This is a genomic window from Pannonibacter sp. CBAS1226, assembly GCF_055685825.1.
In genome coordinates this window covers 99,640-112,273 of the sequence record NZ_JBVOUO010000008.1, presented here as the reverse complement: position 1 = coordinate 112,273, position 12,634 = coordinate 99,640, and the positions used below count along the sequence as shown (strand labels likewise).

Below are 12,634 nucleotides of genomic sequence, written 5' to 3'. Positions count from 1 at the left end.
GTGTGCCGGGCGCAAACCATGTGCGGATAGGGAGCCTCCCTCCAGATTGGCGTTGAATGTGCCGGTTGGCGTTCCGGCCCGTCACCTGGATTTTGTTCTTCCTATGTTCCTATTGATTCCAGAAGAGTTTGATCCAGTCAAGCGGCGGTTTGACTGTATTTTCACTTTTTGTTCTGAGCTGCGCCAGCTTTAATACCAAGGCTTTCGATGCTGACGCATCACGCCTTGAAAATGCTCAAGCGTCGCACGGGCTTAACCAATGCTCGATGAGAAAAGCTCATCGAGCATTGGTATAACACCCCTCAATGAGTGAGCCTCATTAAGGGGTGGCTTTACTGCGAGCGGCGGTAGACGGAGATGTTGCGGCTGGTGACGGCGCCGGGCAGCAGGACAGTCTGGGTGACGGTCAGCGTGCGGCCATCTTCCGAGAGTTCGCGCTCCGCCTTCATCAGCGTGACGCCGTCGCGCTGGGCTTCGGAGACGAGATTGCGCTCGGTCGCAAAGCCGAGGCGCATGGAATCGGCCAGCCCGCTCTTGCCAAGGCGGATCGGAGGGCCGTCCGGCATGGCGGTGAAGCTGTCGTTGGTGACCACGCCGCTGGCCGATACGGTGTTCATCGTGAAGGTCAGCACCCCGAAATCGTCTTCGATGCGCAAGGTGGCCGAGCGTGGCGGCTCGCCCTGCTCGAAGTCGCTTTCCTCCACATCGAGGATCCAGGTGCCGAGAAACGGTTTTTCCTTGGCCATGTTGCCGTGCCTTTCGACTGGAGTGTGCCCCCGGTTGGGCCGCAATGCATAAGGCCGCCGCCTGCGCATGGCAAGCGGCGGCCTCGTGATCGGATCGTATTCAGATCAGGCGCTGAGCGCGTTCAGCTCGGCCACGATGGCATCGCCCATGGCGGAGGTGCCGATGACGGTGGTGCCTTCCGAGGCGATGTCGCGGGTGCGCAGGCCCTTGTCCAGCGCGTTGGCGATGGCCTTGTCCAGCATGTCCGCTTCCGCCACCTTCTCGAAGGAGTAGCGCAGGGCCATGGCGAAGGAGGCGATCATGGCGATCGGGTTGGCAGCGCCCGTGCCGGCGATGTCCGGGGCAGAGCCATGCACCGGCTCATACAGTGCCTTGCGCTTGCCGGTGGCCGCATCGGGAGCGCCGAGCGAGGCGGACGGCAGCATGCCGAGCGAGCCGGTCAGCATGGCGGCAACGTCGGACAGCATGTCGCCGAACAGGTTGTCGGTGACGATCACGTCGAACTGCTTCGGCCAGCGGACGAGCTGCATGCCGCCGGCGTCTGCCAGCATGTGCTCCAGCTGAACGTCTTCATAGCCGTTCTTGTGGGTGGCGGTGACCACCTCGTTCCAGAGCACGCCCGACTTCATGACGTTGCGCTTTTCCATCGAGGTGACCTTGCCCTTGCGGGTGCGGGCCAGCTCGAAGGCCGCCTTGGCGATGCGCTCGATCTCGTAGGTGTCATAGACCTGCGTGTCGATGGCGCGCTTCTGGCCGTTGCCGAGGTCGGTGATGGTCTTCGGCTCGCCGAAATAGACGCCGCCCGTCAGCTCGCGCAGGATCAGGATGTCGAGGCCCTCGATCACTTCCCGCTTCAGCGAGGAAGCGCCGGCCAGCGCCGGATAGCAGATGGCCGGACGCAGGTTGGCGAAAAGCTGCATGTCCTTGCGCAGGCGCAGAAGGCCCGCTTCCGGGCGAACTTCGTAAGGCACCTTGTCCCACTTCGGGCCACCGACGGCGCCGAAGATCACGGCATCGGCGGCCATGGCCTTGGCCATGTCGCCTTCGGAAATGGACTGGCCATGCGCATCATAGGCGCAGCCGCCGACGAGTCCTTCCTCGGTCTCGAACGTGTCCGTGCCGCGTGCGTTGAACCAGGCGATGATCTTCTTCACCTCGGGCATGATTTCCGGGCCGATGCCGTCGCCGGGCAGAAGAAGAAGCTTGTGAGTTGCCATGGGTGTCCATCCCGTTTTTGAAATTGCTCTGGCCCTTGGGTTAGCGGCTTGAGGCCGCCTTTTCAAGGCGAAGGCGCGCGGCAAGAGTTCAAGCGAGGCTGGGCATTTGATCAAGTGAGAGAGGCGCGTACATCAGTGGGCGGTCAGTCCCGCAGGATCCATGTTGCCGCCGCACAGAAGGATGCCGGTGCGCTCACCGCGCTGGGGCACATAGGCACCGCACAGGAGCGCGGCGAAAGCCGCGGCGCCGCCAGGTTCTGCCACCAGCTGCAGCCCCTGCCAGAGCCGCTGCTGTGCGGCCATCACCTCTTTGTCGCTGACGGTGACGATCCGCTCGACGCAGCGTGCGGAAATGGCATAGGTGAGGTCGGACGCCCGCCGCGCACCGAGACTGTCGACGGCTATGCCGGAGACCGGCACATCGACCGGCTGTCCGGCTTCCAGTGCGCATTTCATGGTCTGGCAGCCTTCGGTCTCAACGCCGATGATGCGGGTTTTTCCGGCAAACCACGTGGCTATGCCGGAAATCAGGCCGCCACCGCCCACGGCGATGAGCAATGTATCCAGTCCCCGGGTCTGGCTTTCCCACTCCAGCGCCAGGGTCCCCTGTCCGACGATTGTTTCGGCTGCGGCATAGGCGTGAATGTCCATTGCGCCGGTCTGGGCCTGATAGGCGCCGCAAGCGTCACGCGCTTCGGCATAGGTTTCCCCGCCAATTTCAAGCTCCGCTCCGTAGCTGCGGATCTTGGCTGTCTTGAACGGGGTTGCCAGTTCAGGCACAAAAATTCTGGCCTGGATGCCAAGGCTGCGGGCAGCATAGGCGACGGCCGCCCCATGATTGCCGCCCGAGGCGGCGGCGACGCCAGCGGCCGGAATATCCTTGCTCAACAGCATGTTGAAGGCCCCGCGGGCCTTGAAGGAGCCGCTGTGCTGCAGGGATTCCAGCTTCAGGGAAACGCCCGACGGAAGATTGAGATCTCCGGATCTGAGCTGCAGAGCTGGCGTGACGCGGATATGGGGCGTAATTCGGTCATAGGCAGCCTCAATGGCTGCAGCAGTCACGAGCATGATGGGCCCCGATGTTCTATTATCTCTCGCCACCATAAAAAACTCTTTGGCCGCCTGCCAGAAGAGAATGAAAGCATGATCCCTAAGGATGATGCAGGAAGCTTTTCCGAAGCTTTCTGAGAGGGTGGCATGAGCGGTCAGCACATGAAACCCTGCTTCGCACATGGCCACTCACCGGCTCCGGTGGCGTTCCGGAGCCGGGGCAGGCGATGTCAGATGCGCGGCAGGATCAGGCGGCGAGCGCTTTTTCCACCAGCCGCACGAAATAGGAGCTTCCGGACGGGATCAGCCCGTCATTGAAGTTGTAGCGCGGGTGATGCAGGCTGGCGCTGTCGCCGTTTCCGGCGAAAATATAGGCGCCCGGGCGCTCCAGCAGCATGTAGGAGAAGTCCTCGCCGCCCATCATCGGCTCGGTCTCGCGCTGCACCCGCTCAGGCCCGGCGATTTCCTCGGCGACGCTGACGGCAAAGTCCGTCTGGTCATCGTGGTTGGCGGTGACCGGATAGCCGCGGCGGAATTCGATCTCGGCCGTGGCGCCATAGGCGGCGCACAGGGCGTTGACGATCTCGTTCAGGCGTTTCTCCGCGAGATCGCGGGTGGCATCGGTCAGGCTGCGAATGGTGCCGCGCAGGGTTGCTGTTTCGGGAATGACGTTGAAGGCTGTGCCTGCCTCGAAGATCGTGACGGAGACGACCACCGAATCGAGCGGATTGACCGCGCGGCTGGCGATGGTCTGCAAGGCGCTGACGATCTGCGTGCCGGTAATGATCGGATCGACCGTTTCGTGGGGCTTGGCCGCATGGCCGCCGCGCCCGGTGATGGTGATGCGGAACTCATCGGTTGCAGCCATGATCGGCCCCTTGCGGATGGCAAATTCACCCACCGGCAGGCCGGGCAGATTGTGCAGGCTGTAGACCTCGTCAATGGCCCAGCGGGTCATCAGCCCGTCGTCGATCATCGCCTTGGCACCTGCGCCGCCCTCTTCGGCCGGCTGGAAGATGACCACCGCCGTGCCGTTGAAGTTGCGGGTTTCGGCGAGGTATTTCGCAGCGCCCAGCAGCATGGAGGTGTGGCCGTCATGGCCGCAGGCATGCATCTTGCCCGGCGTCTTCGAAGCATAGGGCAGGCCGGTCATCTCCGCGATGGGCAGGGCGTCCATGTCGGCGCGCAGGCCAATGACCCTGCCCGCGCCACCGTTCTTGCCCCGGATCACGCCGACGACGCCGGTCCTGCCAATGCCGGTCACCACCTCGTCCAGCCCGAAGCTGCGCAGCAGGTCAGCCACCTTGGCGGCCGTGCGGACAGTCTCATACATGATTTCCGGGTTCTCATGGAAATCACGGCGCCAGCTGGCGATTTCATCGGCAAGATCGGCAATACGGTTGACGACCGGCATGGAAGGCTCCTCGGGGGACTTGATGCTGCCGGTTCTGGCCGGCAAAGCAGGTTTTCTTGCCAGAATGGTCTGGCGGAAAGGGATCTCTATAGGAGGGGTTGCCTGCAAAAAGCGCAAGCTGCTTTATGCGGCGCTGCAGCAGAAGACCGTCAACGGCCCCGGTGAATCAACCACCCGGAACTGGCCGGAAGCGGTAAACGCTGGTTTTCTTCACTTCCGAATCTTCGAGGCTGCGGATCACCGGCACCGTATAGGTGGCCAGATGCTCCAGCCTTTCCTTCGGCAGATAGGACCGGCCCGGATCACCGACGAGAATCAGGGTGCGGGCCTCGTCCAGCTGGTCGAGCCAGGCAATCAGCTTGCGCGACATGGGCAGCTCGTAGAACACATCGCCGCAGATCATCAGGTCCGTCTGCGGCGGCGGAGTGCCGGTGATGTCGCCCAGCTTCGTGGCCAGCGTGACGCCGTTGAGCGCCGCATTGAGGCGGATGGCTTCGATGGCAAAGCGGTCGATTTCCACGGCCGACACCGATGCGGCCCCTGCCATCATCGCGGCGATGCCGACAATGCCGGAGCCGGCGGCAAAATCCGTCACCGTCTTGCCCCGCACCAGATCCGGATTGTCGAGGAGATAGCGCGCCAGCGCCTGTCCGCCTGCCCAGGCAAAGGCCCAGAAGGGCGGAGGCAGGCCGATTTCGCCCAGCTCATCCTCGGTTTTCTGCCACAGGTCCATGGCTTCGCTGGCGAGGTGGAGCCGGATTTCGCTGGCATGCGGGACGGCGAGCACTTCCGTGTTCGTCTCGATGAAGTGCTTCGGGTCTGCAATGCCGGTCAATCCGGTCTCCTGAACTGCGGGAAAAGGGAATCAGACGTTCGGATCGAGCCCGCCCATCTCGCACACCACTTTCCATTCCTCTTCCGTCACCGGCTGCACCGACAGGCGCATGGAGGTGACGAGGGCCATCTGGGCAAGGCGCGGCTCGGCCTTGACGGCGGCCAGCGTCACTGGCTTCGGCACGTCGCAGACGGCGCGGAAATGCACGCAGTCCCAGCGCGGATCATCCGTCGTGCTATCCTGCGCAGTGCCGCTGCACACTTCCGCCACGCCGACAATCTCCTTGCCGATGTTGGAATGGTAGAAGAAGGCCCGGTCGCCCAGCGACATGGCGCGCATGTTGTTGCGGGCCAGATAATTGCGCACGCCCGTCCATTCCTCGCCCGCAGCGCCCTTGGCTTTCTGCATTTCCCAGGACCAGACGTCCGGCTCGGACTTGATCAGCCAGTATTTCACGGTCACTGCGCCTCCGGGTTCTTGATCACCCAGTTCCACGGGCGGATCTCGACGGAAGCAAAAAGTCCGGCGCGGGCATAGGGGTCTTCCTGCGAAACGGCGAGGGCTTCGTCCCGGTTCTCCGCTTCGATGATGACGAGGCTGCCGGTCATGTTGCCGGCGTCATCGAGAAAGGGGCCGGCCGCCTTCAGGCGGCTGCCCATGGCCTTGAGAAATTCCACATGCGCCGGGCGGTTGTCGAGGCGCGTCTGCAGGGCGCCGGGCTTGTCGGTGCAGATCAGGGCATAAAGCATGGAAGAACCTCCTGTTTGTGCCGCAGGTTAGAACATTTGACGGTGGAATGAAGCGGCAAAATCGCCGGGGCTCACGCAAATCTTGCGGCAGCCTGCATCAGGCTCCGGCCTCGCGCCGCAGCGGGCGGCTCATCAGCTGGTTCAGCGCCTCGTCAATGGTCAGCCGGGCGGCGATCACATCGGCCACCACCTTGCAGACCGGCAGATCGACCCCGTGCCGCTCGCCCAGTTCCACGGCGATTTCAGCCGAGAATACGCCTTCGGCCAGCTTCTCGCCCGCATTCAGCAGGTCTTCCGCCGTGCGGCCCTCGCCCAGCTTGTAGCCGAAGCTGAAGTTACGGGACTGGGTGGAGGAGCAGCTGAGCACCAGATCGCCAAGGCCGGAAAGGCCCGTCAGCGTCTCCGGCCTTGCGCCAAGGGCAAGGCCCAGCCGCGTCAGTTCGGCAAAGCCGCGGGCGGTGAGGGCGGCCTGCGCCGAGGCGCCGAGCTTGCGCCCCGCCACCGCGCCGCAGGCGATGGCCAGCACGTTCTTCAGCGCCCCGCCCACCTGCGTGCCGATGAGGTCACTCGAGGCATAGGGCCGGAAGCTGGCGGAGGCGAGCGCCAGCGCCAATGCATCGGCCATTGCGCCGTCACGGGCGGCAACCGTTACGGCCGTCGGCAGGCCGCGCGCCACATCGGCGGCAAAGCTCGGGCCGGACAGCACAGCCGGATGGGCCTGCGGCAGCACCTCGGCCAGCGTGTCGGTGAGAAGGTTGCCGGTGCCCTTTTCGATGCCCTTGGAGCAGAGCATCACGGGTGTGCCGGGGCGCAAAAGCCCTGCCAGCGGCGTCAGCACGGCCCGGGTGGTCTGGGCCGGTGTCACCAGCAGGATGGCATCGGCCTTTGCCGCTTCGGTGATATCGCCGGTGGCCGTCAGCGGCTCGTCGAAGGTGACGCCCGGCAGATAGGCGCTGTTGGTCTGGCGGGCGCGGATTTCTGAAACAAGGGCGGGATCGCGCGCCCACAGCAGGACGGACCGGCCCGCGCGGGCGGCAGAAAGCGCCAGCGCCGTGCCCCAGGCACCGCCGCCCAGAACGGCAATGGTCTCGATCCCAGCCATGGTCTATCTCCCTTGCAAGCGCTGCCGCAGCAGGCCGATCTGTGCGCCGAAGCCCTCGTAGAACACGGCAGGGTCCACCTCGGTGAACAGATCCTGCCAGAACAGGCGGAAGCGGATCGGATCGCCGCCGCCGCTCGGCGTCATTTCATAGTGTTCCCACGCGTCCTTGAGAATCACCGGCACCGTGGCGTGAAAATGGCGGCGCTTGTGCAGATCTCGCCCCCGGCCATTGTCGAACACGTGGTCCTGGTCAGCGAGGTGATCAAGAACGCCGTCCAGCGTCAGCCCCGTTTCCTCGAAGAATTCACGCCTCGCGCCGATGAGGTGGCTCTCGCCCGGATCCAGCGTGCCGCCGGGCACTTGCAGGCCGACCTCCGGCTGATCCGGCTGAGCAAAAACCAGCAGCTTGCGCCCGCAGGTGAGGTAGACATAGGCCTTGTGGCGCACATGCATGGCAGCATCCATCCTTCGAAACCGCCCCTGCCTAGCAAGTCCAGGCAGCGAAGGGAACCGGGTTTTGAAGGCGCACTTCATCTTCGATGGGGGCTGGTGACCTGCGTTGGTGAGGCCAGGGTGCCCTTAAACCTTCGCGCCCTTTTTCCCCGCGCCGAGCAGACCGGCGGAGGTCTCGTCGAGAGGCCAGCGGGGGCGGGGGGAAAAGGACATGCCGTCGAGGGCCGCGCCCGTGCGGCGGGCTTCCACCATGTGCTCTATCCCGGCCCAGGCGATCATGGCGGCGTTGTCCGTGCACAGCCGGGCCGGAGGGGCGATGAAGCGGGCCCCGGCCGCATCGGCTGCGGATGTCAGCGCACGGCGGATTTCGCCATTGGCGGCAACACCGCCCGCGACGACGATCACGGGTTCAACCCCGGCAAACCGCTCACGGAACAGGGCAAAGGCGGCGCGGGTGCGGATGGCGAGCACGTCGGCAACCGCCTTCTGGAATCCGGCGCAAAGGTCGCAGACGGTCTGCTCGTCCACCGGCTGCAGTTTTTGCGCGGTGGTGCGCAGCGCCGTCTTCAGTCCGGCAAAGGACATGTCGAGGCCGGGCCGGTCCATCAGCGGGCGGGGCAGGGCAAAGCGGCCGGCATCGCCGCGCGCGGCCATGCGCTCCACCGCCGGGCCGCCCGGATAGGGCAGGCCGAGCAGCTTGGCGGTCTTGTCGAAGGCCTCGCCGATGGCATCATCAATGGTGCTGCCCAGCCGCTCATAGGCACCAATGCCGGTGACCAGCAGGAACTGGGTGTGCCCGCCCGAAACAAGCAGCAGCAGATAGGGGAAGTCCAGCTGGTCGGTGAGGCGCGCCGTCAGCGCATGTCCCTCCAGATGATTGACGGCGATGAGCGGTTTTCCGGCCGCCATGGCGATGGACTTGGCCGTCATCAGCCCGACGATGACCCCGCCGATGAGGCCGGGGCCCGCGGTGGCTGCCACCGCGTCGATGTCATCGAAGCTGACGCGGGCTTCCGCCATGGCCTCGGCCACGATCCGGTCCAGCACGGCGATATGGGCGCGGGCGGCGATTTCCGGCACCACGCCGCCGAATTCGGTGTGCTCGTCAATCTGAGAGCGGATGACGTTGGAGAGGATTTCCGGCGTCTGCGGCCCGCGCACCACGGAGGCGGCGGTTTCGTCGCAGCTGGTTTCGATGCCAAGAACTGTCAGCATGGGGTCCTGCCCGCCGTCGCGGCTGCCGTGGTTTCACGGGCGTTGCCGGTGTCTCAAAAGGTGCTCCGGTGCCCCAATCCGGCCCGCCCCGTATAATCCGGGATTGTGCCGCCTTGGACAATGGCGCTAGAGAACCTATTGTCATCATGAATTCAATGGTCAGCCCCTAGCACCCGGATCCTTCGTCTTGCAATCGAAACCTTTGCGCATCGGAACGCGTGGCAGTGCCCTCGCACTCGCCCAGGCCCATGAAACCCGTGACCGGCTCGCCGCCGCCCATGGCCTCAAGGAGGACGACTTCGAGATTGTCGTGATCAAGACCTCCGGCGACCAGATCCAGGACCGGCCTCTTTCGGAAGCGGGCGGCAAGGGCCTGTTCACCAAGGAAATCGAAGAGGCCCTGATCGAGCGGCGCATCGATCTGGCCGTGCATTCCTCCAAGGACATGCCGACCGTGCTGCCGCAGGGGCTGGCGCTGACGGCCTTTCTGCCGCGCGAGGATGTGCGCGATGCCTTCATCTCGCCCAAGGCCAAGCACCTCATGGATCTGCCGCAGGGCGCGGTGGTGGGCTCGTCCTCCCTGCGCCGTCAGGCGATGATCAAGCGCCTGCGCCCGGACATCGAGGTGGTGATGTACCGGGGCAACGTGCAGACGCGGCTGAAGCGCCTGGAGGAGGGGCAGGTGGATGCCACGCTTCTGGCCCATGCCGGCCTGCGCCGCCTTGGCCTTGCGCATATCATTACCAGCCTGCTCGATACGGAAGACTTCCTCCCCGCAGTGGGGCAGGGCGCCATCGGCATCGAAAGCCGCATCGATGACGAGGCGACGCTGAAGCTGCTCGCCCCCATTCATGACCGTGACACGGAAATCCGGCTCACTGCCGAGCGCGCTTTCCTGGCGGTGCTGGATGGCTCCTGCCGCACGCCGATCGGCGGGCTGGCGGAAGTTGACGGGAACCGCCTGCGCTTCCGGGGCATTATCCTGCGCCCGGATGGAAGCGAGCACCATGCCGTCACCCGCGAGGGCGGACTTGACGATGCCTTCGAGCTTGGCTGCGAGGCAGGTCAGATTCTGCAGTCTCTCGGTGGTCCTGCCTTCTTCCGGTACTGAGGTTCCTCATGCGCATTCTCGTCACCCGGCCCTATCCCCATTGTGCCCGAACCGCCGCGCGTCTGCGCGACATGGGGCATGAGGTGATCGAGGCGCCCGCGCTGGATATCGTGCGCCGTACGCCGGACGAGATTGATCTCGGCGGTGTCGATGCGCTGGCGATCACCAGTTCGCAGGCCATCGGCGCGCTGGTGGGTCACCGCCAGCTGCCGGAACTGGCGCGCCTTGCCGTCTATACGGTGGGCGCACGCACGGCGGCAGCGGCGCGGGAGCTCGGCTTCACCTCGGTGCTGAGCGCCGACGGCGATGCCAGGGATCTGTCGCGCCTGATCGAGGCCTGCCACGGCAGCGGCGATATTCTCTATTTCGGCGCGCGGGACCGCTCGGGCGATCTGGAAAAGCACCTGGCCGCCGCCGGGATCGGCTGCCGTCTGATCGAGGTCTATCAGGCCGATCCGGTCGCCAGCTGGCCGCATGAGGTCAACGAGGCACTGGTGAAGGGCGAGATCGACATTCTGCTCGCCTATTCCACCCGTTCCGCCGAGGTCTGTGCCAATCTGCTGCGCGGCCTTGCGCCTGCCATGCTGCCGCGCATGGTGGCTCTGTCGGCCAAGGCCGGGGCGCCGCTGACGGCGCTGGGGCCTGTGGAATGGGCGGAGACGCCGGACGAGGAGGCTCTGTTCCTGCGCGCCTTAAATCGCTGTTAACCGGCTGGGTGGCCTGCTCGCGCCGGTTAGACATCATGTCACGCCGGGTCAGCGGTTCCTGCCCTGCCGGTATTGTGTATAGTTGATGGCCCTGAAGCCGGTCATGCCACAGGAGGAAGAGGTCATGGTTTCCGAAAAGGACAAGCCCGGTCAGGGCGCCAAAGGCTCCGAATCTGCAACCGGCGCTTCTTCATCCGGCGCGGCAGGCGGCTCCCGCCGCCCGGTGACCATCGATCTGGTGCCGGAGAAGGTGGAGGCCAAGGGCGAGGCGAAGGCGGAAGCAGCCAAGACCGAATCTGCCAGGACCGGGGCAAAATCCGGAACCACACCCGAAACGCCCAAGACAGATGCACCGGAAACGCCCAAGGCGCCTGCAAAGGCGGCCGGGCCCACACCGGAAATCCGGTCTTCCACGGCTGCCGCAGAGAAGCCTGCCGCTGAAGCTGCCGCCGGTTCTGCCAATGAGCCCGCAGGCACAGGCAAATCCGGGGCGGGCAAGGACACCTCTCCGGCCAAGCCAGCCGCTGCATCCGCAGCCTCTGCCGCACAGGCGGGCCCGGCTGCTGCCAGCCAGAGCGCGGCCGGTGCCGCCAAGCCGTCGACCGCTTCCGCAGCTTCGCAGAGCCCGGCAAGCCAGAATCCGGCAGGCCAGAAGCCTGCAGGCCCCAGCGCTTCCGGGCAAGGCGCTGAGTCGGCCGCTGCATCCGCCTCGTCTTCTGCCACGGCTCAGGCCGAGCGGGCGCCGTCCTCATCGCAGCCGCGCCGCCCGGCGGCTGCCTCCATCGGCTTCGGTGGTGCGCTGGCGGCTTCGCTGCTTGTCAGTGCCGCCGTGTTCGGCGCCGGCTACGGGCTCAATCTGGCAGGCTACCTGCCGCTGCGCGCCGGGCTCAGTGCAGAGGTTGCCGAACAGGCGGCGCTGGACGCCACCCGTCTCGACACGCTGGAGCGCCGTCTTGCCGAATTACAGGCTGCGGCTCCGGCTGAAGGTCAGGCACAGGGCGATGCCCAGCCTCCCGTCCCGGAGGAACTGGCGAGCCTCGATACACGCCTGACCCAGACCATTGACGCCCTGCGCGGTGATACGTCCTCGCGCCTTGCCGATCTGACCGGCCAGCTGGATGCCCTGCGCGGCAGGGTGGATGGCATGGCCACCACCGCACCTGCGGAAGGGGATGGCGCTTCCCCGGCTGCAGCCGCTCCGGCAGGCAATGCGGAGCTGACCGCACGGCTCGACAGCATGCAGCAGGCGATCGACGCTCTGTCTGCCTCTCTGGCCGCGCTGCAATCGGCTGCCACCAGCACGGAAGCGGCAATCCGCATGGTCTCCGACGCGCAGGGGCGCAATGCCGGCACGCTGACCAGCCTGTCTGCCGATCTGACTGCTGCTACGGAAGACAGCCGTAAATCCCTGGACGCGCTGAAGGCTGAGGCCGGGGAGCTGACCCAGCGCCTTGCTGCCGTGGAAAGCACCATGGGCGATGCCACCGCCCGCGAAATGGCAGCGCGCGCCGTTGCCGTCTCCGCGCTCAAGACGGCGGTGGATGCGGGCAAGCCCTTCGAGACGGAACTGGCCGCCCTGCGCGCCAGCCTGCCTGAGGGCGCGGACATTGCCCTGCTGGAGAGCCATGCGGCACAGGGCATTGCCCCGCAGCAGAAGCTGATGGCGGAATTTGCCCCCGTGGCCCGCGCCATCCACGCCACCTTCGCCAAGCCTGCGGAAGACGGGTCGATTCTTGGCAGCCTGACCTCCAGCGCCGCCTCCATCTTCACCGTGCGCGGACCGGGCGATGCCAGCGGGCAGGGGCCTGAGGCTGCTCTGCGGTGCATGGAAAATGCCGTTGCTGCCGGGGACTTGCCTGCCGCGCTGGCCGCTTATGACGAACTGCCGGAGGCGGGCAAGGCAACCGGTGCGGACTGGGCAGCTTCTGCCCGCGCCCGTGTGGCCGTTGATGAGCTTACGGAAAAGACTTCGAAGGACGTTCTCTCCAGCCTCGCCCGCAAGGGCAGCTGACCCGACCCGCAGCCCGGAGGACT

General features: G+C 65.5%; 13 protein-coding genes. 3 read left to right on the top strand and 10 right to left on the bottom strand.

The genetic code is table 11. The annotated features are described in order from the left end of the window. Window positions 1-332: 332 nt before the first annotated feature. From AC0CMF_RS20040 to tsaD, 10 genes are all read right to left on the bottom strand, one after another. A complete protein-coding gene (locus AC0CMF_RS20040; RefSeq protein WP_123195303.1) occupies window positions 333-746 on the bottom strand; it encodes a hypothetical protein in 414 nt (137 codons plus the stop codon). A 105-nt stretch (window positions 747-851) separates the two neighbouring features. Beyond that, a complete protein-coding gene (leuB, locus tag AC0CMF_RS20035) occupies window positions 852-1,964 on the bottom strand; it encodes a 3-isopropylmalate dehydrogenase (RefSeq protein ID WP_055455758.1) in 1,113 nt (370 codons plus the stop codon). 132 nt (window positions 1,965-2,096) lie between these two features. Then, window positions 2,097-3,032: a threonine/serine dehydratase gene (locus AC0CMF_RS20030; RefSeq protein WP_374629138.1), complete on the bottom strand. Its 936-nt coding sequence runs from the start codon at window positions 3,030-3,032 to the stop codon at window positions 2,097-2,099. A gap of 229 nt (window positions 3,033-3,261) precedes the next feature. After that, a complete protein-coding gene (locus AC0CMF_RS20025) occupies window positions 3,262-4,428 on the bottom strand; it encodes a M20 aminoacylase family protein (RefSeq protein WP_374629139.1) in 1,167 nt (388 codons plus the stop codon). Between the two features lie 166 nt (window positions 4,429-4,594). Continuing rightward, window positions 4,595-5,263: a class I SAM-dependent methyltransferase gene (locus AC0CMF_RS20020; protein ID WP_186392422.1), complete on the bottom strand. Its 669-nt coding sequence runs from the start codon at window positions 5,261-5,263 to the stop codon at window positions 4,595-4,597. A 30-nt stretch (window positions 5,264-5,293) separates the two neighbouring features. Further along, on the bottom strand, window positions 5,294-5,719 hold the full coding sequence (locus AC0CMF_RS20015; RefSeq protein ID WP_094463699.1) for an EVE domain-containing protein: 426 nt from the start codon (window positions 5,717-5,719) through the stop codon (window positions 5,294-5,296). A 2-nt stretch (window positions 5,720-5,721) separates the two neighbouring features. Further along, window positions 5,722-6,012 carry a YciI family protein gene (locus AC0CMF_RS20010; protein ID WP_019965987.1) on the bottom strand — a complete coding sequence of 97 codons (291 nt, stop codon included), beginning with the start codon at window positions 6,010-6,012 and terminating at the stop codon, window positions 5,722-5,724. A gap of 97 nt (window positions 6,013-6,109) precedes the next feature. Next, window positions 6,110-7,114: an NAD(P)H-dependent glycerol-3-phosphate dehydrogenase gene (locus tag AC0CMF_RS20005; protein WP_374629140.1), complete on the bottom strand. Its 1,005-nt coding sequence runs from the start codon at window positions 7,112-7,114 to the stop codon at window positions 6,110-6,112. 3 nt (window positions 7,115-7,117) lie between these two features. Then, window positions 7,118-7,567 (bottom strand): NUDIX hydrolase, encoded by a 450-nt coding sequence (locus AC0CMF_RS20000; RefSeq protein WP_472482442.1) that lies wholly within the window; start codon window positions 7,565-7,567, stop codon window positions 7,118-7,120. Window positions 7,568-7,693: 126 nt separating this feature from the next. Then, on the bottom strand, window positions 7,694-8,782 hold the full coding sequence (gene tsaD, locus AC0CMF_RS19995) for a tRNA (adenosine(37)-N6)-threonylcarbamoyltransferase complex transferase subunit TsaD (RefSeq protein WP_374629142.1): 1,089 nt from the start codon (window positions 8,780-8,782) through the stop codon (window positions 7,694-7,696). A gap of 187 nt (window positions 8,783-8,969) precedes the next feature. Here tsaD and hemC point away from each other — a divergent pair, with 187 nt between their 5' ends. The 3 genes from hemC (at window position 8,970) to AC0CMF_RS19980 (ending at window position 12,611) form a co-directional block, all read left to right on the top strand. Further along, entirely contained in the window at window positions 8,970-9,893 is a 924-nt protein-coding gene (hemC, locus tag AC0CMF_RS19990; protein WP_050473949.1) for a hydroxymethylbilane synthase, read from the top strand. A gap of 8 nt (window positions 9,894-9,901) precedes the next feature. Continuing rightward, a complete protein-coding gene (locus AC0CMF_RS19985) occupies window positions 9,902-10,600 on the top strand; it encodes a uroporphyrinogen-III synthase (protein ID WP_472482441.1) in 699 nt (232 codons plus the stop codon). A gap of 124 nt (window positions 10,601-10,724) precedes the next feature. Then, window positions 10,725-12,611, top strand: coding sequence for a COG4223 family protein (locus tag AC0CMF_RS19980; RefSeq protein WP_472482440.1), 1,887 nt, complete (start codon window positions 10,725-10,727; stop codon window positions 12,609-12,611). Window positions 12,612-12,634: the final 23 nt, after the last annotated feature.